Genomic DNA, 20,925 nt, shown 5'->3' on the forward strand with positions numbered 1-20,925 from the left:
AGTTTTTCTGAAGTGGGATGTCGACATGCGAGAGATCAGTCTGGACCGCCTGCGTACTCTGATTGCGATTACCGAGCGTGGCTCATTTGCCGATGCAGCGCGCGCGTTGAATCTGGCGCCTCCGACGGTCAGCCTGCATATCGCGGAACTCGAAAGTCGCATTGGGGCGCCGCTCCTGTCGCGAAAGCGCGGTCAGGTAAGGCCGTCGGCAATAGGAGAGGTGCTGGTAGAACGCGCGCGTCGACTCCTGGCCGATGCGGAGCAGGCGTTGGACGATATTCAACGCCAGGTGCAGGGGATAGAAGGGCGCGTGCGGCTCGGTGCGTCGACCGGCGTGATCGCGTACCTGTTGCCGCAAGCGCTCGAGGTGCTGCGCCAGCACAACCCTGCAATCGATATTCAGCTTGCGGTGCTCACGTCGCATGAAACGCTGTCGCGATTGGCGGATGGGACGCTGGATATCGGGCTCGTCGCGCTGCCGCAGCCCCGCGTAGCTGGGCTCCTGATAAAGCCCTGGCGCCGGGACCCTGTGATGGCCTTCGTCCCTGCGCATTGGCGGTGCCCCGCCCGGGTAACGCCTGAATGGCTCGCCGATCAACCTCTCATTCTCAATGACGCGACTACACGTCTCTCCCGCCTGACGGCCGAGTGGTTTGCTACCGCGGGGCATCATCCTGCGCCGCGCATCCAGCTCAACTACAACGACGCGATCAAGAGTCTGGTAGCGGCAGGGTACGGCGCAGCGCTGCTACCCCATGAGGCCACCACGCCAGTACCGGATCGGCGGATTGTCATGCGTCCGCTGCGCCCGGCGTTGTGGCGTCGGCTCGGCATTGCACATCGGGCAGGGTACGTTGAGCGTTCCACTCAACATGTACTCGATGTGTTGTGGGACCTACGATTAGCGTAGGCGTTGTCTGGTCATCAAATCCGACACCGGGTTTCATTGACAGCGTGTCACCGTGCCCTCGTGTTAAGCGTTTTCTGCCACCTGCCGACTCGCGTGTTTCCTCGCTTTTTTGTACCTTATTCAATAGATTTAATCCGGTGTGCGAATTACGGAATCACGTACTCTCTCTGGAGCGTGCCGCGCAAAGTGCGGAGGCCGTCACCGTTGCCGCGCCTGGGCATTCAACCATCCGTCCTCAGACTGATGCCCGCGAGCAACGTCGCCAGGTGTTCGATGACGATCGGTTTCACCAGATGGTGATGGAAACCGGCGTGCGCACTGCGGTGACGGTCCTGGTCCTGCCCGTAGCCGGTGACTGCGATCAGCGTCGCGTCAGCCATCTCAGGGGACGCACGCAGATGCCGCGCCAGTTCGTTGCCGTCCATACCCGGCAGGCCGATGTCCAGCAGGCACGCATCAGGGCGCTCCCGCAGCGCGCGCTCGAGCGCGCGCTGCGATTCATGTTCGATGATCACCTCATGCCCGCACGATGCGAGCAGCATGCCGAGCGCTTCCGCGGCGTCGACATTGTCGTCGACGACCAGCAGCCTGAGACGCCGGCTCGGCGCCGAATCGGCGTTCTCCGCTTGCCGTTCTGAAGCCGCGGGCTGCGCCTGCATCAATGGCAACCTGACCACGAAGGTGCTGCCGGTGCCGGGTCCCGCGCTGAAGCAGTGCACTGAGCCGCCGTGCAATTCGACCAGATGCCTCACCAGAGCAAGACCGAGCCCAAGGCCGCCCAGCGAGCGATCAGCCGAGCGCTCTGCCTGTACGAAGAGGTCGAACGCGCGCGCGGCCAGTTCGCGTTCCATGCCGATGCCCTCGTCACGCACGGTGATCACCAGTTCGTCGCCCTCGGCGTCGGCGCATATCTCGATGCGGCGCCCATCGGGCGTGTACTTGGTCGCATTGTGAAGCAGGTTGGCGGCAACCTGGATCAGCCGCGCCTTGTCGCCCAGCACGATCGCCTCCTGCGATGGCATGTGCACCGACAGTTGCTGGCCGCGCACCTGCGTCAGTGGGCGGACCTGCTCGATCGCTTCCGCGATGACGGTTTGCGTATCGACCGGCGCCCTCGCCAGCGTTACAAGCCCGCTCGTGACCCGCGACACATCGAGCAGGTCGTTCACGAGTCTGGTCATGTGGGCGACCTGACGCGAGATGATTGCGCTGCTGTGGCGCACCTGCGCTTCGTCGAGCCTGCTGATCTTCAGCAGTTCAGCGGCGGCGGAAATGGGCGCCAGTGGGTTGCGCAACTCGTGCGCAAGCATCGCGAGGAATTCGTCCTTGCGCTGGTCGGCCGCCTTGAGCTTCTGTTCCGCGACCTTGCGGTCGGTGATGTCGCGCAAAAACGACGCAATTCCGCCTTCGCCGGTCGGGTAGGCGCGCACTTCAACCCAGATCGCATCGTCACCGGGACAGCTGTGACAGTACTCCGACACGCCGGCATCGCCGCCTTCCATCACCTGTCGATACATGTGCGCGCAATCGGAGTCGATCGCTTCAGGCCACAGTTTCCAGTAGCTGCGCCCGATCACCTGTTCCTTCGTGCGGCGCGTGATGCGCAGGCCCTCCGCGTTCATGTAAGTGACGTTCCAGTCGCGGTCCATCAGCATGAAGCCTTCGCCGATCGTGTCGAAGATATATCGACTGCTGTCGCGTTCGGCGCGCAATTCCGCCTGCGCACGTGCTGCCTCCACCGCCGACCAGGTGCGCTCGGCCATCTCGCGCGCGAGCCGGATATCGCTCGCGGTCCAGTGGTACGGTTCGGCGCGGTGCAGGCCGAGGAAGGCGACCAGACGCCCGGCCTTGATCAGCGGCACCGCAAGGAAGGCGCGGATACCGGTCAGGGTGTATGAGCTTGCGAAGTCTGCGGTGCGTGGATCGGTCGCGCTGTCGTTTGCGGTCACAATCTGGCCGGCGCGCAACGGTTTGATGATGGCCGGGCCGAAGTCGTCCAGTGCGAATCTCTTGCCGGCGAGACTCGGCAACGGTGGCGCAGCCCAGTCGCGCGGCACGAAAAAAGTGTCGCTGGTTTCCCCGCATTCGCCGTAGATCACGCGTGCGAGTTGCAATTGCTCGCCGAGCAGCGCGCTCGCTCGGGTCACGACGTCCTCGGCAGAGGTCAGCGGGCGCAGTGCCTCTGACACCTTCAGATCGAAGGCCGCGCGCCGTTCTGCCAGCACGCGTTCGGTCGTCTCTATGACCGTGCAGTACATGCCGCCGATGCGTCCGGAGTTTTCGTGCAGCGGCGAATACGAGAAGGTGAAGAAGCTTTGCTCGGGGTAGCCGCGGCGGATCACCGTGAGCGGCAGGTCCTCGAAGTAAGTCGACCGGTTCGACATCGCGCCGTCGATAATGGGCGCGATGTCAGGCCAGATTTCCGCCCAGATTTGCTCGAAACGGCCACCGAACGCGGTCGGATGCTTGTCGCCCAGGATTGCCGCGTATGCGTCGTTGTAGAGAAAGCCCAGCTCGGGCCCCCACGCGACGAACATCGGAAAGGCCGAACTGAGCACCATGCCGACTGCAGTGGTCAACGGCGCCGGCCATTCCGAGGGATGCCCGAGCGGCGATGTGCTCCAGTCGAGTTCGCTTAGCAACGCGCGAACTTCGCCGCCGCCTTCGAATGCCGTGCGCCAAAAAAAATCGGGCATTTGTACTGCTCCAAGATCGTTTTGTACGCGCTTGCCGTGATTTGGAACCACTGCTTCGCGTGGTTTTTTGTCCGGTCGAGCTTTCCCGTTTCGATGCTTGAATGCGACGAACCGGTAGCGGAACGGGGTAATGGACGAAGGCGACGAACTGCGAATGCCACCTGTCGCGAGGCTCAGTTGGGCCAACAGGGGCAAGCTCCAGCCGCGCGAGCAACTCGCGAAAGCGAACACACTCTCAATTCCAGCGCTTCACTATTGACCGCTGTAAAGCCGGACGTCTCGGGCCGCGAGATCGCAAGCGTTGTGCTAGCGCCTGCTAATCCTCGTCATCTCCTCTCCGCCATATGCCCGAAAAAGCGGTCGCCGGATTTATGAATACGCTGGCGTCCATGTTCCTGTTTGACGGCGATCTCCGTGTGCCGTGGTTCGCGTCAGTCGACGGGCGGCACCGCACCTTCGAGCAAGGTCTTGATGAGCCGGGCGCGCCGCTTCTCGAGGTCCGCGATCTGGCGATCGATGGCTTCGAGCCTTGCCCGCTGAACGTCGGTGATCTGGTCGCAAGAGCGGGCGCGTTCGATTAGAAGCATGCAGTCGGGAAAGCCGCGAATATCGTCGATGGTGAAACCGGTCGCGATCATGCGCTGAACCTGCTTGACCTGCGTGACTGCTCTCTCGGGGAACATGCGATAGCCATTGCTCGCACGTACCGAGGCGAGCAGACCGTGTTCGTCGTAATGCCGGATCGATCGCACGCTCGCGCCGGTGAGTTGCGAGAGTTGTCCGATCGTCAGCAGTTCCTCTGAAGGTGTGCCTTTCATGAAGAGCATGACTAGCACAATTCGCTTGACTCTCACATCAGTGTGAGGGTTGAGACTGGCGCACTGACACTCTCTCAGGAAAGACAATGAGCTTACGGACGTTTCCTCGCTTCTTGATCTCCGCGTTCTGCGCGGCGACACTGTTCGCGTCCGCACCCGACGCGATCGCGGCGCCCACGAGCTATACGGTTACATCGACCGATGGGGTGAAGCTGGCGGTTCAGGAAAGCGGTGATCCGAACGGTCCGCCAATCATTCTGGTGCATGGGCTGCTCGGCAGCCGCCTGAACTGGGACGCTCAGGTGCAAAGTCCCGAATTGCGCCAATACCGGATCATTACGATCTGCGTGGCCACGGTCTGTCGGATAAGCCGTCCGGCCCGGAGCCATATCACGACGGAAACCGTTGGGGGACGACCTCGCCGCGGTGATCCAGGGCTCACACGCGCGCAGGCCCGTCCTGGTTGGCTGGTCGCTCGGCGGTGTGGTGATATCGAACTACCTCGCAAAGTATGGCGACCGCGCGGTCGCGGGTGCTGTTTTTGTCGACGGCGTGGTCGAGCTCGCGCCGGTAGGTAAGTGCCCTTGGCGGTGCGTGTGCGAGCCAGGGTGACGAGTTCGGACAGGTTGCCGTACCCGTCGCGGTTCTGCGCGATAGCGGTGAACGCGAGCGCCGGCGAGCCGTCCGCATTGGTCAAGCGGAAGTGCGCGCCGACCAGCAGCTTCACGCCTGCTTCCTTGGCCGCGACGTGCGCCCGTACTATCCCCGCGAGCGAACACTCGTCGGTAATGGCGATCGCCTCGTAACCGAGTTGCGCGGCGCGCGCGGCCAGTTCCTCTGCGTGTGAGGCACCCTGCAGGAACGTGAAGTTGGAGGCGCACTGCAACTCGGCATAGCCGGGCAGGCCGAAGGAACCCGGCGCCATAACTTATCCGAACAGTCCGTGCAGATACCAGCGCGGCTCGTCGTCATCGACGGCGCCGATCCGCTCCCGGAAGATCCAGTAGCAGATATGGTCGTCGGCTTCCGCGACGAAGTAATCACGCGTCACGGGCTCGCCCTGAAACCAGCCCGCCTCGACGCGCTCACCGGAGGAGACGGTTCGCAGTGGCGTGCCGTAGAAAGGGCGTTCACCGCGCATGAGGAGCTTGATCGGGGCTTCCAGCAGCCACGTCGGTCGCGGCGTGTCGCTCGCCGGCGCGACGTACTTCGTCTTGGCAGTGACCGACACCCAGCGCGCGGCGACCTCCGGCCGATGGTCGGCAACGGGTGCGGGCCGAAGCACGTTTTCTGCACCCAGGCGCGCGACCAGCAGTTCAAGCAGCCGCGCGTGGTCGGACGCCGTGCCGCCTGGTTCGGGGAAAAGCGAGTCCGACGCGGCCTCGGCCTCCTGAACCTCCTGCACCACCAGTTGCAGCGCAATGACGGCGGCCGCCAGTTCAACCCGCGTGAGCCGTTCTTTCAGCAGCCGCACGAGGTGGTCCTCGCGCCACGTTGGCTCGGCGAGCGAGACTTCGATCGCAGTCGGCGCGATCGCGTCCCGGCCACGTTCATGCTCGAGCAGCAGGACAATGCGCGTCACGGCAAGCTGCTTCTGCGACAGCCAGCCGGTCAGCTGCACAACGAGCCTGCGCGCCGCAAAGAGACAGGCTTCGGCGTGCTCGATCCGGTCGGGCAGTTCCGCGCGGCCTGGAAGGTCGGCGGCGTCTCAAACCATTCATACACTTCGGGTGCATCTCCACTGGCGCGGTCGAGCAGATCGAGTAATGCCGTTCCGCAGCGTTTTTTCAGGCCTGCGCGCCGCAGGCGCATCAGTTGACCGACGGTCTCGCAGCCAATACCGGTCAGCCAGTCCAGATGGCGACGCGCGGGCGGCGGCAGACTGATCGGCAGGCTTGCCACCGAACGAGAAAGGGAGTCATGGCTCAAGGCAGCGCCGCCGCGACAGCGCGCGAGCAGCCATGCCGCCTGTCCCGTTGGCGCGACGCTGATCGTGGCGGTCACGCCGATCGCGTCGGCGACGCGGCGCGCCATGCAACGTAACGACCGAATGCCGCCAAAGAGCCGCAGACTGGCGGACACGGCGACCAGCACTGTGCTTTCTTCCGCGATCACCACCTAGGGTGACAGGTTCAGCAGACCGGTCGCCACCTCACGCACGGCCGTGACTTCCGCTGCGCCATCGCGTTCGTGCATGACCGTCGCCGGGGCGAGCGTAAGAACGCCGCCGCGACGCATGCCGCTGCAGACACCGGCTGCGCGCGCAGTCGTATCCGAGGCAATGACGCGCTCCTTTTCAAGCACGGCAAGGCCTTGGGCAGCGCCGGGTGCATCGTGCGTATCACGCGACCACTTCGGCCGGAACACTTCGAGGCACAACAGCGGGAGATGGACGCCTATCCACAGTTGCATTGCGTTTTACGTTCAGGATCGGGGAGGGTGTCAATGCCACGAACAGCGGCTCGTCGCGCACGGGGCCACGGCGTTTCAGGAACTGGATATCGACACCGTCTTTCGCGGCGCGGATGGCGAGCGGTAATGGCGCGGGCGACGCGTCGCGCGTCGTCGCAAGTGGCCTCACCATGAAAAACAGCGACTCCGACGACTGCGCGTCAAGGTGCAGGGGGCGCAGCGACTCGGGCCACACATGGTTCTGCCAGAAAAGCAGCGCACCACAGGTGCCAGCCCGCAGGATCTGCTCTGCCGCCCACAGCGCGTCGGCCGTCCTCGGCGCCTTCACCGTCATCAGATTCGCCGCGTCAAGACCCCACCAGGCGAAGGCGGTCGGCTGAAGATCGTATGGCGGCTGCAGCATAACGACGGGCTTGGCTGTCAGCTGCTCTAGTGCAGGACGAAGGAGACGCAGTTCTCCGCAGCCGGTCTGCTGCACGAGCAGATCCGTCAGCGCGCCACGTGGCCAGCCGCCGCCCGGCAGTTCCTCGGCGAGAGTTGCGTTGCCACATTCAACGACCCGCAGCCGGGCGCGGGCAAGCTGATTGCCGCGCCACAGGCCAGGATGGATCGTTTCGGGCAGCATAACCGCGCTCATGGCTTCCCTCATCTGAAACACTGTATAAAAAAACAGTATAGCCGATAAGTCCCCGGTCATCGCAGCCCGGTATAGGAGGGCGGAACCACCGCCGTCCGAGTGCGCCCGTTTTTGGTGGCAACGGCTCGGTACATGCTGCGTCGGGTCCACCGCTGACAGCGGCCACCGTGTCCATCCGGCATTCCCCGGTTATCGCTTCGAATGATTCTTTAATTCATGCGGTCTTTAATCTCCGCGATTTTTCATCGTTTTACATACTGTGCCAAGCGAGAAGATTGAAGTCGTGGATTTATTCAGCGATGAACTCGGCGGCTAATTCTGCGAGCAAAATCTGATTGCGATTTAAATCCATTTGTGTGGGATGACTGTTTTGGTAGTATTCGCTCGTCGGAACGGAAAACGTGAGTGCCTTATGCCTGTCGCATGCACATTTAGCCTGAATTCTCAAACCACATCGGTATTATCTTGCCCTGGCGTTGGGCTGTTCAGTGCATTTTCAGGTACGTCCGCCGGACGGGATAATCCGCGGGCTGTAGCGCAGGCGGACATTGGACCGTTACCGCCGGGACGCTACTATCTCGTAGATCGCAAAAGCGGCGGCCGTCTGGGTTGGCTTTATGACTTCGCGAGGACGTACGCCTATGGGACAGACCGAAGCCAGTGGTTCATGCTGTGGCGCGAAGGCTCGGGCGATACGACGGTGATCAACGGCGTCAGGCGGGGCTCTTTCCGTCTTCACCCAATGGGGCCGCGCCGGCTGTCAGAAGGTTGTATAACAGTCGTGAATCAGGATCAGTTCAGAATACTGGCCGATTATCTGCACAAGCAGGGCGCGACGTTGCCCATCCCGGGCACTACGCTGAAGGCATACGGCTACGTGGACGTACAGTAATGAAAATCGCCCGCTATATCGCAAACGTCGCGGTCACATTGGTGCTGGGGGACCTGCTCGCGCGCCAGGTGGCAACAGCACTGTATGCAAGTCCTGACGCGGTCGAGTCGATAAGACGGTTTCTGATGTCGGTCGGCGCATTAAAGCCCGACAGTTCGTACGACATCGACGGTCCCTTGCTGATCGCAATCCTCGCGATGTCGATTGCGATAGTCGGCCTGGCTGTTTGGGCCATCAACATCGGTGCACGACGCTACCGGCAGGCTGCGCACCACTGAGGCCGGGGATGCGCAGTTAATCGAGCCGCGCGGTTGTCGATGCCGACGTATTGCTCCTCAATAATCGCACTTATCGTAATCGAATGGCGAAACGACCCACGACACGAAAACCACCTCGACCTTCCTCGATGGGAACACCGTCATCGACCAAGGCGGATGCACAGGAGAAGCTACCTGACGAAGTCAAGGATCGGTTGAGGCATGCAGAGATCGTCCGGCTCGACGGCGAGGTGACCGGGTTGGAGTGCGGCACGATGTGGGTGAAAACTGAGGGGTCCCCGTATGGGGTTACCAAAGGATTGCTGCGTTCGTTTCGATTTCAGGTGAATGGAACCCCCGTTGTCCTTTATTCGCCGGAAAGTGCCATTCCCTTCTACACAAAAGTAGAGTTGCCGCTTGCGAATGGCGACAATGTCTGTCTCGCAATTGCGTCCGAAGTGCTGGACGGACAGCACCTTGTATACGGGTTTCGCCGTCCGGCGGACCCACGCGTTTTTGTTGCATTCGCTGCAGGCTCCCTCGAGTTCCAGCCGGACAGACAGATGTACTACCTGCCGCGCCTCCCGCGCTTCTGGGGAAAAAGCAGATGGCGGCAGGCGTTCAGGTTCGGCGTCGCAGCCGTCATGGCCTTTTGCCTTTTCAGATACCTCGCACGTGGCGAGCGAGTCGAGGATGGGTTCTCGGCATACGTGGTGATGAATTCGATCGTCGCATTCGCCCTGGCAGCCTACTTACTGACTATCGCTTATGGGTCGTTGCGTTGGCGATTGCATCTGCCGACGCAACGTCAGCGCAATCTTCTTGCAGTACTGCGGGTGCTTGGGGTGTTCGACACGAGCACAATATGCGCGGTGTAATTTCCCCCCGTCTCGCGATGGCCTCTCCGGTTCTTCTAGTCGGTTACCAACACAGGCTCGTGATGTTCCTTTTTCAGCATTCCAGGCAGGCTGACCATCACCAGTAGATGCCGATAAGCAGCCTGGCAAGCCAGAGCGATAGCGGCATGCTCAACGCTGCCGAAACGAGCAGCACGCCGTTCGCCCCAAAATTTAAAGACAGAAGAGGGGAAACCTGCAGTTCACCGGCGGGCTTTCTTCGTCACTTCCCAAACCGCGTCTTTCTGTCCGGTCGACGGCCTCGTCGTCGATCGGAATCGTTGCATTTGCGCCCATCCTCCGAGCTGATGGCATCGCCGACGGCATGCGGCGACTGCTGCCAGCAAAAGCAATCCGGGGAGCGGCTGATCGAAGTCCAGTGCGCATACAACAATGTAGTTGCCCCTGCAATTCAGGACACGCGGACACCATTAGGTTGATGAGGCCGCAGCCCGTCTAAACTCGCGAGGCGAGCGGTATTTCAGAGCTTTGTGCGGGTGGCGCTCGTTATACTGCTCGAAGGCAGCGGCCAGATGCGCGAGCGCCGTGGGCACATCGGGCTTGTCCATGAAGGCGACGTAATCGTGCTTCATCGTTTTCACGAACCGCTCGGCCATGCCATTACTCTGCGGCGAACGAACCGGGGTCGTCAATGGCTTTAGACCCAACTCGCGAGCGAAGCTACGCGTGCGATGGTCGATATAGGCAGAACCGTTGTCCGAGAGCCATTCAATGGTTGAGCTTGCCTGCGCCGTGCCGAAGCGTTGCTCAACAGCTGCGAGCATCACATCACGCACGACGTCGCCGCTATGGCCGCCAGTCGTCGCTGCCCAACTGATGGCCTCTCGGTCATGGCAATCCAGTGCAAATGCCACGCGCAACGGCGAGCCATCGTCACAACGGAACTCAAAGCCGTCTGAGCACCAGCGGACATCGCTTTGCTCAACCGAAATTCGTCCATCATGGCGGCGGGTGTCACGTCGTTGACCGGGACGTCGCAGCAGCAACTGGTGGTCGCGCATGACACGATAGACCCGCTTGACGTTCACGCACGGCGCGCCAGCCATTTCCTGGCTACGTCGCAGTAGCGCCCAGATTCTGCGGTACCCATATGTGGGCAAGACGGCCACATGCTCGTGGATTGCAGCAACCAAGTCCGTGTCGTCGATATACCGAGCGCGACGGCCATCCTTCCAGTCCGAAGGGCGGGCTTTCCTAACTGCCAAAGCAGAGCGCGCCACGCCGAGAACATCGCAGACCGTTTTCATTGGTCGTCCCCGGGCAGTAAGGGCGAGCGCGCAATCCAGTTTTTTGAGCGGCCATATTCGACTGCTTCCTTCAGTATCTCTGCCTCTTGCCTCTTCTTGCCAAGCAGACGCTGCAGTTCTCTGATTTCCTTCATTGCTGCGGCCAATTGCGAAGCCGGTACCACGGCTTCCCCAGCTTTCACCGCTGCCAGGCTCCCGTCCTGATATTGCTTGCGCCACGCAAATACCTGATTTGGGTTCACCCCGTGTCGCCGGGCAACCGCTGAGACCGTTGCGCCCGGTTCCATGGTCTCTTGGACGATGGAGACCCTCTCCTGCACCGAGCGCCGCCGACGACGCTCTGGTTCGCTCAAAACTTCAATGCTTTCCACTATTTGCCTAGGCTTAAAACTAGTCACAAGACTCCCTCTTATTTTAAGAGGTGCCGCGTGTCCTGTGAATCAAGGGGCTACTCCACAGCCTTCGACGAATGGAAGGCTGTTCCGGTCTTGCAATCTCGCTTGCCTCTCAACGCTGTGCAGCCATTCTTCACTTCCCGGATCGGGGCCGTGTCCTTCGCCGTCCGATATGTCGAAATATCGCTCGCTCACATAGGCGACCCACTCGGGGCTGCCCGGCTCGGCACTTGGCGCGCGCGGTATGTCGGTAGAGATCAAAAGCCAGCCAGCTATGAGAAACAGGAGGCAACCACCTACTGCGTGTGTCATGAACTTGATTGCCTGCTTCATCGTTGGTCGTGTTTCCGTTTATCACGCTCGTGGGCCCGCGGTGGACCCGCCGGTTAAGCATGTCCACGGGCAATCGCGCGGGTGAATATTCGGATTTTCGGCCGCAGACATTATCTGTTCATTGGAGGGCGAACGCGCGTCAGCTTGCGCCCCGAGAACGCGAACCACTGGCCATCGACGCTTATGACAACCGAGCCAGGAGTCCAGCGAAGGTCGTCGATAGCAAGCTTGTCACTGACTGGCAATGCGACCGGTGGTTGCTTCCGGAGGTCATACAGGACTACCAACGGTGCGTCCGAGAACCCGCCAACGAAGTCTTCAACGACGATGCGGGAGGCAAGCTTGCTTTCCGCCGTCGAGTCGGTGTAGTAGACGTAGTGAGAACCGTAAAGCCGGTCGAACACCGTGGCATTTCCACCCGATCGGATTGATCGGCAATTTCAATTATGCGACGAGCGGACTGGACGAGCTTATCAAGAAAATAGGCGACGCCATTTCCGGCGGCGAGGGTGGTTACGAATCGTACAATACGGGAACCAAGAACGTTCCCGGGGGAGGCGTTGGCCATTCATATATGCATCCTCCAGCAGGAACGGTTACCTCAAAAACAATCGATGAAATCTTGGCGACAGACCCACTCTCGGGTACTGATCCCAACCGGATGTTTGCGACAGGGAAATATCAAACAACTTTAAGCACACTTAGGTCTGGCAAGGCGGCTTTGGGATTGACCGGGAGTGAAAAATACGATGCAGATATACAAGAACGTTTCTTCAGGGACTTTCTCTTCAAGAAGGCCGGCGGCGGCGCATTGGCTGATTTTGTAAAAAACGGGAAGGGAACTGTAAATCAGGCCCAGTATGCAGCGGCGCAGGAGTGGGCTTCGATCTCCGTCCCCCAAGGTCTTCCTATTCAAGACGGTAGAATATCGAACGGCCACATGTCGTATTATCAAAGTGCGGCGAACACGAATAATGATGGGTCCACCGGAAAATTGGTGGCAATTCTCAAACAAATTGAAGGAATGAGGTGACAAGCGTGAGGATTAATTTTTCTTTGAAATATAATTTTTGTGCGTTGCTGCTCGTTTTCTCCGGCTGCGTCCTTGCTGATTCAAGTGTTGACGCGCTGAATGTTCCTGCCATAAAAATAGAGACGCCCTACGGCAAGGTCCGTGAAATCATGTTGGCGCATGGATGGAGTCCCTATCACGGTGCCAATGCGCTACCGTGTGCTCCTGAAGACGAAAGGTGCAAAGGGCGTCCCGAAATGCAGGCTTGCTCCGACGTCGGAGTCGGTCAATGCTCCTGGTTTTGGAAGAAGAAAGGGAATATCCTTCTTATTAAAACACAAGACGACGACTTGTTTTATGGCGTCACCAGGTACTATGGGCATTGAAACGGATCGGACGCGCGGATGGTTGATTGATTGAAATGATGTGTAAGGTTGAATCGCCAATCATGTCAATGAGCAATCTATGGACATCAAACTCAATCCGTATTGGCTTTTCGCGTTAGCTGCCCTAATGTTTTCGCAGGGCAGTTTCGCTCTGGTCGGGTCATGCCAAACCGAATTGAGGGAATTGATTGTTCCTTCGCTTCAGCATGTCTTCATGAAAAAGCAAGATATCCGCGTCGAAATGGAGGACCGCGCTCGTGGCGTCTACAGTGTGAGGTTATTCGTCCCAGCCGATAGCCTAGGCAATCTTGATAAACAGGTTTCCATTGGATGGGTAAATCTGGATACGAATACAATGCAGGCACTGGACGTGACGAGAGACCCTGATCATCCTGATGTATTGAAGGTGGACGGAGATAAATATAAGAACTTCGTCTCAATGTGCCTCGCCGATGTGCCAAAAACTGGCGCTCGCTGCGAACAACTTAATGCTACTGCATCAAAGAATGGAAGCCAGATTGCCGGCGGCGCGTCTGGAAGGACTGTGGTGGGGAAAGGACGGCTTCAGTTTTACTCCGCCCCGGATCTGTCTTGCAAGATGAGCGGTATATTCATTGTAGAAGCTGACTCAGTTGACGCCTATACCGACTATGGGAAATTCACTTCCGTTACTTATCGGAATTCGAAGTCCCAAAAAATAGTAAATGGGTGGGTCGAATCTGATCGATTGAAAGCCAACGGTTCGGGAATTGCGCCCCGTCAACCGTAATTCCAACATAGAGCGACGTTGCATGATAATGATGAACCTGATCCGCGTTGACGATGATACCGACCATGGCGGCAAGGTGATAACCGGCTCGCGAACGATGCAGTTCGAAGGGCGCTTCGTCGCGCGTAAGGGTGATCGCGTTTCGTGCCCGCAGCATCCTGACGTGTCGCCGAACGTGATCGAGGAAGGGGACGCCTCAATGACCGATGACGGCATCCCGATCGCGCGACACGGCCATCGTGCTACATGTGACTGCCACCTTATTTCGAGCTTGAACTGACTGCGATTAATGGAGGACGTCCAGATGGACGACAATCGGCGCGCCGGAACAGAGCGGCGACGTTGAATTGAAGGCCGCAGTTTTTCGATAAAGCAAATCATAGTGTTCGCGCCCTGTCATGCGCGACTGAGGGGCGATGCGATGCCGACAACCGGATGCTTTCAGTTAAAGGCCTGCGATTGTTAGTCAAGGAAGGATACCGGCCGCTGTCGCTTCAGAGGAGCTACTTCGTCCATCGTCTGTCGAAGCTCCGAATGGAATACCCGTCCGCGTCGGATGCTCTTTTGATCGAACTGACAAGTCGCTATGCCGCTCCCCCTGAAGTGGCCGCCCATCCGACGGGCGCGGCCGTCGACTTGACGCTTGCGACGCGCGAGGGTGTCGAGCTCGATATGGGAAGCGTGTTGAACGCCACCGATGAAGAGTCATCGGGTGCGTGTTACACAGCCTGTCAGTTCATTAGCCGGCAGGCGCAGGGTAACCGTCAGTTGTTGGCGACGGCTATGATCGCCGCGGGTTTCGTCAACTATCCCTCGGAATGGTGGCACTGGTCCTACGGCGACCGATACTGGGCGGTAATTTCTGATGAGCCACGTGCCATCTACGGCCCAGTAGAGGAAGAGCGTCTGGAAGGAGCACGCGGATGACTAAAGGGTATCGCAACGGGCAAGCAACCAACGGATTCACGCCCATCTGGATGGATATCGCCTTCAAGGAACGAGGCGTCAAGCGTTACGGCGCGGGTGAATGCAACCCGCGGATTGCCGAGTATAACGAAACCACTCAATTGGCAGGTTACGACGACAAGATCGCATGGTGTTCGTCATTCCTCAACTGGTGCATGAAGCAATCGGGCATTGCAGGAACGCGCTCGGCCCTGGCGCGCTCCTGGCTAACTTGGGGAAACGAGCTCGCCGCACCTATCTACGGCTGCGTGGCGGTATTGACTGCCGACGATGCCGTTGAATGGAAGGGGCATGTAGGATTCTTTCTGAGATCAGACGTCAAGAACCTTTACTTGTTCGGAGGCAATCAGCTTGAAGAGGTGCGTGAGCTAGCTTATCCGCTCGACCGCGTGTTGGCATATCGCTGGCCGTAAGTGAAGGCACATTCGCCGCGTTACTTGAACGAGAACGGCAACGCCACTAACGGCCAGGAACGGACCTTCGACAACTGGGGTGAATCGTTGACCATCCAGACTGAATGTGGGCTATATGGACGCTAGAGGCTTACTCGTATCTGTCGGGTTCTTACTAAAGTATTCGAAAGCATTGACGATAAGCAGATGATGGCGCTGTCCAGAGCTGCGCGCCACGCTCCCTCGCGAACAACAAGAACGCATTGAGCCATGACCACGCTATCGTCCCTGAACCTTGCCGCGACCCTTGCCCCCACGCCCCTCACCGATTCCGTGAATCCCGCGGTGGCGGTTGACGGCGATGCGCGACGCATGGTGGCGCTCTCGCCGTCGGCCATCGTCACGATCCCTTCCACAAGCAGCATCACGGTGCTCCAAACCTATACGCCGAAAGGCACGCTAAGCGCCGCCATGCCGACGGTGAGCTGGGCCAGCGACAACCGCGACGCGGTAACGCTCAGGATGGCAGGGAACTACGCCGCGCAGACGATGGCGGGGCGCTTCGCCGGCCTCGGCAGCGCGCTGCTCGATCGCTTCAAGGCCATGGGCAGCGATTATTCGCAATCGGTCAGCGTTGGGTCCGCAGGCGTGGGCGGCATTGGACGGTCTTCTCAACAACCCGCCGGCCAGATCGGTTTGACGGTGCGAACGGCGAGCGGTGTGACGGTCGAAATCGCGCTGGGCAGCGAGGACGGCGGCCTTTCGGTCAGCATCAAGAGCAGCGGCGCGCTCAGCGAGAGCGAACGCAATGCGCTGGCAAAGCTTTCAGAGGGTTTCCAACAGGCCATCGACGGTCTGGGCGCCGTGCCACCGAAACTCGACCTGAGCGGCCTGACGCAGTCCGACACCTCGGTGCTCGCTTCCGTGAGCTTTCAATACAACACGACGGGCGCCGGCAATGCGGACATCTCGGCACGCTATTCGCAGGACAGCGCGGCGCGAAGCCTGAGCGTCACGAGCGCGGCGGGCGCCATGAGCGTGAAGGTCGATACGAGCGATTCGGCACTTTGGGGAACGGGCTCACAACGCGCTGCTTCTGTGGCGAGCTATCTTCGGCAGTTCGATCACGCCAATTCACGTGGGCACGGCAACGCAACGCTGATGTCGATGTTCGAGGACGGATTCGCGCAGATGAACGAGAGCTACGGGACGCCTTCGGCCGAGGCGCTGCCGGGAACGGCCTACGCCCCGCGGCTGCAGCAGTCGGTTCACGCGATGTTGACGGGACTCGCTGACTTCAGCGCATCGATCACGGACGCGTCGGCGTCGCCGAATCCGATGCGTCCGGGCGAGGTCGACGCATTCTCGTATCAGGTCTCGCAAACGACGCAGCTCGAAGGCTCGCGCTCCGAAGGCAAGATTTCGCAAAACCAGCAATCGCACCTGATCGCCAGCTACCATCAGGCGCTCACGGACGGCGGCAAACCGGTCCTTACCTCGTCGAAGTCCTCGCAGAACTATGATTATGTGCTGATTGACGACTCCGCCGAAAGCGCCGTCCAGTTGGCTACGGAACGTGGCGCGCTGGTACACGCCTCGCTGCGTCAGACTTCAGACCGGAGCACACGTCATTTGAAGTACGAACGAGGGGTGCTGACTTCCGACCTCACCACACCGGAAGACACATCTCGCTCAACGGACCTGCTCTCGTTGCTCGAACCGCTTATTGACAAGGGCGACGCCGCACGCAATAGCGCCGGATGGCAGCAGGCGCTTTCCCGCGTTCATCGAATGATCTTGCTGAACGCGTCGAAGTAAGGCTGCTCGTTCGCGCGCCGGGCCGCCTTGCGCATTGAAAATGCGACCGGCCCTTGTAGACCGAAATATGCATGCCGCATCAGGCGGTCATCGGCCAGTTTGGGTCGTCCGACCAAGCCGCATAGATCCGCGACAATTTCGCCGGTGTCGACGTTTCTGGCGTCTCGTAGAGCGACTAGAGTATCTTTTTCATCGACGGTGCAGCATGAAGCACATAGTTCTGACGCTCATAGAACGGAACGGCCTCCGGTCTGGCGTCGAGAAACACCGCACTCATGTCACGAGCACGTGCGTCGACTTCGGCATATTGCATCAAGGCTTGACCAGCACCGCTTCCTCGAGCTTCCGTAGTAACGACAATATCATCGACGTGCAAATATTCTCCGCGCGCTAGCGTATGGACCGGCCTTATCCCCATGATGCCGATAAGCTTGCTGCCCTTGAACGCTCCTACGAGCTCGTAACCAGAATATGATTGCCGGCGCACTCGCCTCAAGAACTCCGCTTCGTCCAGAGAGCGTAACTGGGAGATAACCGGAAAAGCTTGTGCCCATTCGGTTGGGGCAAGCCGTCGAATGTTTTCATCGGTGCGGCGACTCTCAGTCATTGCTTTAACCCGTCCTTAAAGAGTGCCGATTCTTGCATATAAACGCGACTTCTTTTCGCTCAATGTCCGCTATCGAGAAAGGCGAAGGGCTCTTGAGGGGGTCGGTTAGAGCCGACCGCATCAGGCAGCGGTCGGCCACAAGCGGTCGGTTGAGGTCGCCATCCAATTTGAATGTCCAAGGTCTCGTCCGCCGTCGCTCAGTGGCCGGTTTCCGGCGAGCAAATTGACAGTGGTATTGCCTCAAGGCGGCCATGAGCGGTCGTTCGACACAGGGCCCGAAATCGCCGACAATCCGTGGACATTTTGGGAAGTCCTCAACGCTTCGCCCGTACCCATTAGAAATGGCGCAATCAGACGACAAGGCTCGCATTTTCCGGCGCTACACGAAAGCCTATCTTTCGGCTGTCGGTGTCGCGGGTGCCTTCGTACTAGTGTCGGAGATGCGCGGGGCCGGGTGGAGACCCGCCTTGGCGGGGACGCCGTTGTACGCCACGTTGTTCCTTGGAATTACTTATCAACTGGTGAAGGACGTTCGCCAGTACAAACGGAAGCGCTAGCCTGTAGCGCCCGCTTCGGACGGCTGCAGAGACTCTTGAGAGACTGAAACGGGTCGTGCTATAGCTTTTGCGTCGAATGCACAGCGGAAGCGACCGTCGCGCTCGGTCGTCGGGCTTCTGGCCGGCCATGAGCGGACGGTCGACGCGACGGGCTGCATCGTCGACAATGTGTACGGGAACAGGAATTCGAGGAAACAATGCGCCTTTGGGCCAAGGCTAACTCACGGGAGTGGCCAAACATAGATTCGGTTTTGATCCTTGGGCTGACCGATGGTGTCCTACTCATCCGTTATTTCTCGTTTTCAACTCGCGACGTTGAAGGGGATCATTGGTATCCCACTTTGGACGAGGCGCAGCAAGATGCTGACCAAGAATATGGTGTCGAGCCGACTGCATGGCAGGCCATGCCGGACGAGAAAGATGAACTTTACCAACTTAGCGTGATGCCGATCACCGGACACTCCTACGACCGGGATAATGCAAAATGGGTCGCATCCAATAGCACCGATTACTCTCCAGAATCGGGGCACTAAGTTAGGCGGCGATCGGCCAAAACCAGTCACTCGGGCTCACCTTGTCACAACGGTCCAGATGCCTTAGGGAGGCGGAACCTTGGAACGCGGGATTTCGGCGACTGCCGTCACCCCAATGACCAGTTCACCGGACTGTTGACCCTCCGCGCATTTGCGCATCTCCTTTGTTGCGCGATCCGCGTTTGTCCGCGTCTGGCCACGCGGACATCGCAACGTCGATGATGCTGTCAAGCGCTTCGCCCGATGCGCCCGCCTGTGGAAGATTCAAAATGGCCTGCAAGACGCCGAGATAGTACCAGGCGAAGGCGTTAACGTCGGTACCTGGTGCAACTTCGCCGCTCGCCACGCCATCCCGCAGCAGATCCGCGAAGATCTCGCGCTGCCGTGCGACACCAGCAAGTGCTGTCGTCTTTCCTGCCGCTGCAAGATCCAGTAGTTCGGCAGTACTTCGCGACAACAGGCAGCCTGCCGGCCGCCGCGATGCGGCCGGCGTAGGCAAGAAATCCCGCAATATTGCTGCCACGCTTCCCCGTGCAGAGTCCACGCGGGCTGACCTCATCCGACGTAGCACGCGCTCTGTGTAGACGGCCAGCGCATCGCGGAACAGGCCGTCCTTGTCGCCGAACCGCTGGTAGAGGCTCGAGCGCGATAGGCCGGTGGCTTCCGTGAGCTCATTGATGGACGCCGTCGCATAGCCGTGACGCCAGAAAACGTCGATCGCAGCAGCGATGACGGCGGCCTCGTCGTATTGCGGTTTCCCACTCATAAATCTTCCCGTTGACAAGCTGGAACGATTGTTCCATCATATGTGGACCGATCGTTCCATCATACCTCAAGGAGGCGACATGCTCAATCAGACAGCCCACGCATCGCGCCCTATGCGCATAGCCGTCGCGGGCGCGACCGGCCGCGTTGGCAATACGCTAATCGATCGATTGGGCATGGATCCCGTCGATGTCGTCGCCCTCACTCGCCAAAGCGCTACAACGCAGTTTGCGCCGAATGTCACTGTGGCAACGGTGGACTTCGACCGACCGGCCACGCTCGCCGACGCACTTGTCGGCATCGACAAGGTCTTCGTCGCGCACGGCACATCCGCCCGGCAGGTGGCGAATGAAATCGCGCTCATCGATGCTGCAGTCGCCGCCGGGGTGCGCCACATTGTCAAGCTGTCCGTCATGGGGCCGGCAACGCAGCTCAATCCATTCGCCTGGCACATGCGGATCGAAGCACATCTGGCTCGCCAGCCGGTGGCGTCGACCGCGCTCAGGCCGACCACGTTCGCCGACGTGCTCAAGCGCGCCGGCGCGCCGGTTGCTGCTGGTAATTGGGCCGGTGCGGCGGGCAACGGAGCCGTCAACTTCGTCGATACGCGAGATGTTGCCGAAGCAGCGCGCATTGCGTTGCTCGAAGACGTTCCCGACAGATCGCAGCGGGCGTACCACCTGAGCGGGCCGCGGAACTGGACGATGCAACAGATTGCTGAAGAGTTGTCTCGACTGCTCGGACGCCGTGTCGTCTACAACGACCGGTCGCCCACGGAGCATCGCGGGGCATTGCTCGCGAGTGGCCAGCCGCCGCTGGTGGTAGACCTGCTTCTTGGCCTGGATAGGCTTTTTCGTGAATCTGCCCTCGCGGAGACCACGGCGACTTTCGAAAAGTTGACGGGCAAGCCCCCGCGGTCATTGTCTGAGTGGCTGCGTGAAAACATCACGCTCTTCCAGTGACACGTATCAGCGCTCACACCGGGATGCGTTCTAGCGGTGAGAATGCGGCGGTTTGTAGTCGGGTTGCAATGGCTGGAGGTTCCCGTCGTCTGGCCGTGCTCCATCGCAAATACGGGGATATGAGACTAACCATGACTAATCGATCATTGCATATGCGGCGCGGCCTGCCGGTTGTTCTGTTGTTTTCGTTGCTGACGGGAGCAGGCTGCGCGCAAGCAGCCGGTGTGACGCCCGCCGATACTCAGGCGGTTCGCGCGCTGTTTCTGCAGCAGACGACGGCCGAGACTGCGCATGATCTCGACGCGCTGAGCGGCATGTTCGCTTCTACGGCACCGGGACAGCCAGATGCCGTGTCGTTTGTGGCTCGCGCATATCGCTTTTGGGGCAGGGACGAGGTGCTTGAGCATTTCAGGCAGACTTTCGCCGGGACATGGCGGGTCGAGCCGGATCCGAGCGCGCTGCGCATCATTCCGCTGAACCGGGATACGGTACAGGTGTACGCGCCTACCAAGGTGACCATCGGCGCGCCGGGCCAACCAGAGAAGACCGCGACGTTTCTGATCAACGAGTTTATGATCCGCAGCGCGTCCGGCTGGAAGGTTGCAGCGGTGATTCCGGTGCCGGCGCAATAACGGGAGACGCAC

21 protein-coding genes and 3 pseudogenes are annotated in these 20,925 nt (G+C 59.9%); 15 read left to right on the forward strand and 9 right to left on the reverse strand.

Translation table 11 applies throughout. The features are described from left to right. Positions 1-25: 25 nt before the first annotated feature. Positions 26-910 carry a LysR family transcriptional regulator gene (locus tag BCA01S_RS24255; RefSeq protein ID WP_027779150.1) on the forward strand — a complete coding sequence of 295 codons (885 nt, stop codon included), beginning with the start codon at positions 26-28 and terminating at the stop codon, positions 908-910. Between the two features lie 221 nt (positions 911-1,131). On the opposite strand, the gene BCA01S_RS35170 is transcribed toward BCA01S_RS24255, so the two are convergent. Together BCA01S_RS35170 and BCA01S_RS24270 are read right to left on the reverse strand one after the other, a co-directional pair. After that, entirely contained in the window at positions 1,132-3,606 is a 2,475-nt protein-coding gene (locus BCA01S_RS35170) for a hybrid sensor histidine kinase/response regulator (protein WP_042319253.1), read from the reverse strand. A 431-nt stretch (positions 3,607-4,037) separates the two neighbouring features. Further along, positions 4,038-4,424, reverse strand: coding sequence for a MerR family transcriptional regulator (locus BCA01S_RS24270; protein WP_027779151.1), 387 nt, complete (start codon positions 4,422-4,424; stop codon positions 4,038-4,040). Positions 4,425-4,510: 86 nt separating this feature from the next. On the opposite strand from BCA01S_RS24270, the pseudogene BCA01S_RS39160 reads away from it, so the two are divergent. Continuing rightward, positions 4,511-4,994: pseudogene (locus tag BCA01S_RS39160) on the forward strand (alpha/beta fold hydrolase); the annotation flags it as partial. A 1-nt stretch (position 4,995) separates the two neighbouring features. Here BCA01S_RS39160 and BCA01S_RS37315 read toward each other — a convergent pair. From BCA01S_RS37315 to imuA, 3 genes and pseudogenes are all read right to left on the reverse strand, one after another. Beyond that, positions 4,996-5,349: pseudogene (locus tag BCA01S_RS37315) on the reverse strand (PHP domain-containing protein); the annotation flags it as partial. Positions 5,350-5,352: 3 nt separating this feature from the next. Then, a pseudogene (locus tag BCA01S_RS35180) lies at positions 5,353-6,836 on the reverse strand (Y-family DNA polymerase). Further along, positions 6,766-7,473 (reverse strand): translesion DNA synthesis-associated protein ImuA, encoded by a 708-nt coding sequence (gene imuA / locus BCA01S_RS24285; protein ID WP_027779153.1) that lies wholly within the window; start codon positions 7,471-7,473, stop codon positions 6,766-6,768. The pseudogene BCA01S_RS35180 and the gene imuA overlap by 71 nt, the downstream one beginning before the upstream one ends. A 412-nt stretch (positions 7,474-7,885) precedes the next feature. On the opposite strand from imuA, the gene BCA01S_RS24290 reads away from it, so the two are divergent. The 3 genes from BCA01S_RS24290 (at position 7,886) to BCA01S_RS24300 (ending at position 9,500) form a co-directional block, all read left to right on the forward strand. Next, a complete protein-coding gene (locus tag BCA01S_RS24290) occupies positions 7,886-8,365 on the forward strand; it encodes a DUF2778 domain-containing protein (RefSeq protein WP_027779154.1) in 480 nt (159 codons plus the stop codon). After that, on the forward strand, positions 8,365-8,643 hold the full coding sequence (locus BCA01S_RS24295; RefSeq protein WP_027779155.1) for a hypothetical protein: 279 nt from the start codon (positions 8,365-8,367) through the stop codon (positions 8,641-8,643). The genes BCA01S_RS24290 and BCA01S_RS24295 overlap by 1 nt, the downstream gene beginning before the upstream one ends. Before the next feature lie 128 nt (positions 8,644-8,771). After that, positions 8,772-9,500 carry a hypothetical protein gene (locus BCA01S_RS24300; protein ID WP_027779156.1) on the forward strand — a complete coding sequence of 243 codons (729 nt, stop codon included), beginning with the start codon at positions 8,772-8,774 and terminating at the stop codon, positions 9,498-9,500. Positions 9,501-9,949: 449 nt separating this feature from the next. Here the strand turns inward: BCA01S_RS24300 and BCA01S_RS24305 are convergent. Together BCA01S_RS24305 and BCA01S_RS38605 are read right to left on the reverse strand one after the other, a co-directional pair. Then, positions 9,950-11,148, reverse strand: a protein-coding gene (locus BCA01S_RS24305) for an IS3 family transposase (RefSeq protein ID WP_156955081.1) whose coding sequence is annotated in 2 segments (ribosomal slippage) — positions 9,950-10,833 and positions 10,833-11,148 — 1,200 coding nt in all. Because the reading frame shifts where the segments join, the coding sequence is not laid out codon by codon here. 476 nt (positions 11,149-11,624) lie between these two features. Beyond that, positions 11,625-11,918, reverse strand: a complete 294-nt coding sequence (locus BCA01S_RS38605) for a hypothetical protein (RefSeq protein WP_052369494.1) — start codon at positions 11,916-11,918, stop codon at positions 11,625-11,627. Positions 11,919-11,941: 23 nt separating this feature from the next. Between BCA01S_RS38605 and BCA01S_RS37325 the strand changes: the two genes are divergently transcribed. The 7 genes from BCA01S_RS37325 (at position 11,942) to BCA01S_RS24350 (ending at position 16,857) form a co-directional block, all read left to right on the forward strand. Then, complete coding sequence (locus tag BCA01S_RS37325) at positions 11,942-12,547, forward strand: hypothetical protein (protein WP_174447079.1); 606 nt, start codon at positions 11,942-11,944, stop codon at positions 12,545-12,547. 5 nt (positions 12,548-12,552) lie between these two features. Then, a complete protein-coding gene (locus BCA01S_RS38080; protein ID WP_156955080.1) occupies positions 12,553-12,912 on the forward strand; it encodes a hypothetical protein in 360 nt (119 codons plus the stop codon). Positions 12,913-12,991: 79 nt separating this feature from the next. Continuing rightward, a complete protein-coding gene (locus tag BCA01S_RS24330; RefSeq protein WP_244146036.1) occupies positions 12,992-13,681 on the forward strand; it encodes a hypothetical protein in 690 nt (229 codons plus the stop codon). A 28-nt stretch (positions 13,682-13,709) separates the two neighbouring features. Further along, complete coding sequence (locus BCA01S_RS24335; RefSeq protein ID WP_027779161.1) at positions 13,710-13,961, forward strand: PAAR domain-containing protein; 252 nt, start codon at positions 13,710-13,712, stop codon at positions 13,959-13,961. 155 nt (positions 13,962-14,116) lie between these two features. Beyond that, positions 14,117-14,608 (forward strand): M15 family metallopeptidase, encoded by a 492-nt coding sequence (locus BCA01S_RS35195; RefSeq protein WP_042319259.1) that lies wholly within the window; start codon positions 14,117-14,119, stop codon positions 14,606-14,608. Next, positions 14,605-15,060, forward strand: a complete 456-nt coding sequence (locus BCA01S_RS24345) for a TIGR02594 family protein (RefSeq protein ID WP_027779162.1) — start codon at positions 14,605-14,607, stop codon at positions 15,058-15,060. The genes BCA01S_RS35195 and BCA01S_RS24345 overlap by 4 nt, the downstream gene beginning before the upstream one ends. A gap of 249 nt (positions 15,061-15,309) precedes the next feature. Continuing rightward, positions 15,310-16,857 carry a hypothetical protein gene (locus BCA01S_RS24350; protein WP_027779163.1) on the forward strand — a complete coding sequence of 516 codons (1,548 nt, stop codon included), beginning with the start codon at positions 15,310-15,312 and terminating at the stop codon, positions 16,855-16,857. A gap of 175 nt (positions 16,858-17,032) precedes the next feature. Here BCA01S_RS24350 and BCA01S_RS24355 read toward each other — a convergent pair whose 3' ends face one another. Then, on the reverse strand, positions 17,033-17,464 hold the full coding sequence (locus tag BCA01S_RS24355; RefSeq protein ID WP_027779164.1) for a GNAT family N-acetyltransferase: 432 nt from the start codon (positions 17,462-17,464) through the stop codon (positions 17,033-17,035). Positions 17,465-18,218: 754 nt separating this feature from the next. On the opposite strand from BCA01S_RS24355, the gene BCA01S_RS24365 reads away from it, so the two are divergent. Next, positions 18,219-18,554, forward strand: coding sequence for a hypothetical protein (locus BCA01S_RS24365; protein ID WP_027779166.1), 336 nt, complete (start codon positions 18,219-18,221; stop codon positions 18,552-18,554). Positions 18,555-18,678: 124 nt separating this feature from the next. Here BCA01S_RS24365 and BCA01S_RS24370 read toward each other — a convergent pair whose 3' ends face one another. Further along, positions 18,679-19,320: a TetR/AcrR family transcriptional regulator gene (locus tag BCA01S_RS24370; RefSeq protein ID WP_027779167.1), complete on the reverse strand. Its 642-nt coding sequence runs from the start codon at positions 19,318-19,320 to the stop codon at positions 18,679-18,681. 79 nt (positions 19,321-19,399) lie between these two features. Here BCA01S_RS24370 and BCA01S_RS24375 point away from each other — a divergent pair, with 79 nt between their 5' ends. Together BCA01S_RS24375 and BCA01S_RS24380 are read left to right on the forward strand one after the other, a co-directional pair. Continuing rightward, positions 19,400-20,281 carry an NmrA family NAD(P)-binding protein gene (locus tag BCA01S_RS24375; RefSeq protein ID WP_027779168.1) on the forward strand — a complete coding sequence of 294 codons (882 nt, stop codon included), beginning with the start codon at positions 19,400-19,402 and terminating at the stop codon, positions 20,279-20,281. 152 nt (positions 20,282-20,433) lie between these two features. Next, positions 20,434-20,913, forward strand: coding sequence for a YybH family protein (locus BCA01S_RS24380; RefSeq protein ID WP_255218480.1), 480 nt, complete (start codon positions 20,434-20,436; stop codon positions 20,911-20,913). Positions 20,914-20,925 lie beyond the last annotated feature (12 nt).

Origin of the sequence: Paraburkholderia caledonica NBRC 102488, from assembly GCF_000685095.1 — a bacterium.
Lineage (GTDB): Bacteria > Pseudomonadota > Gammaproteobacteria > Burkholderiales > Burkholderiaceae > Paraburkholderia > Paraburkholderia caledonica.

Excerpts from the sequence above, each read along its gene's own strand:
- BCA01S_RS24380 (WP_255218480.1), top strand. The coding sequence starts at position 20,434 with ATGCGGCGCGGCCTGCCGGTTGTTCTGTTGTTTTCGTTGCTGACGGGA.
- BCA01S_RS24350 (WP_027779163.1), top strand. The coding sequence starts at position 15,310 with ATGACCACGCTATCGTCCCTGAACCTTGCCGCGACCCTTGCCCCCACG.
- BCA01S_RS24295 (WP_027779155.1), top strand. The coding sequence starts at position 8,365 with ATGAAAATCGCCCGCTATATCGCAAACGTCGCGGTCACATTGGTGCTG.
- BCA01S_RS24355 (WP_027779164.1), bottom strand. The coding sequence starts at position 17,464 with ATGACTGAGAGTCGCCGCACCGATGAAAACATTCGACGGCTTGCCCCA.
- BCA01S_RS24375 (WP_027779168.1), top strand. The coding sequence starts at position 19,400 with ATGCTCAATCAGACAGCCCACGCATCGCGCCCTATGCGCATAGCCGTC.
- BCA01S_RS35195 (WP_042319259.1), top strand. The coding sequence starts at position 14,117 with ATGCTTTCAGTTAAAGGCCTGCGATTGTTAGTCAAGGAAGGATACCGG.
- BCA01S_RS24335 (WP_027779161.1), top strand. The coding sequence starts at position 13,710 with ATGATGAACCTGATCCGCGTTGACGATGATACCGACCATGGCGGCAAG.
- BCA01S_RS24255 (WP_027779150.1), top strand. The coding sequence starts at position 26 with ATGCGAGAGATCAGTCTGGACCGCCTGCGTACTCTGATTGCGATTACC.
- BCA01S_RS24345 (WP_027779162.1), top strand. The coding sequence starts at position 14,605 with ATGACTAAAGGGTATCGCAACGGGCAAGCAACCAACGGATTCACGCCC.
- BCA01S_RS24370 (WP_027779167.1), bottom strand. The coding sequence starts at position 19,320 with ATGAGTGGGAAACCGCAATACGACGAGGCCGCCGTCATCGCTGCTGCG.
- BCA01S_RS24290 (WP_027779154.1), top strand. The coding sequence starts at position 7,886 with ATGCCTGTCGCATGCACATTTAGCCTGAATTCTCAAACCACATCGGTA.
- BCA01S_RS24365 (WP_027779166.1), top strand. The coding sequence starts at position 18,219 with ATGCGCCTTTGGGCCAAGGCTAACTCACGGGAGTGGCCAAACATAGAT.
- BCA01S_RS24300 (WP_027779156.1), top strand. The coding sequence starts at position 8,772 with ATGGGAACACCGTCATCGACCAAGGCGGATGCACAGGAGAAGCTACCT.
- imuA (WP_027779153.1), bottom strand. The coding sequence starts at position 7,473 with ATGAGCGCGGTTATGCTGCCCGAAACGATCCATCCTGGCCTGTGGCGC.
- BCA01S_RS24330 (WP_244146036.1), top strand. The coding sequence starts at position 12,992 with ATGGACATCAAACTCAATCCGTATTGGCTTTTCGCGTTAGCTGCCCTA.
- BCA01S_RS35170 (WP_042319253.1), bottom strand. The coding sequence starts at position 3,606 with ATGCCCGATTTTTTTTGGCGCACGGCATTCGAAGGCGGCGGCGAAGTT.
- BCA01S_RS24270 (WP_027779151.1), bottom strand. The coding sequence starts at position 4,424 with ATGAAAGGCACACCTTCAGAGGAACTGCTGACGATCGGACAACTCTCG.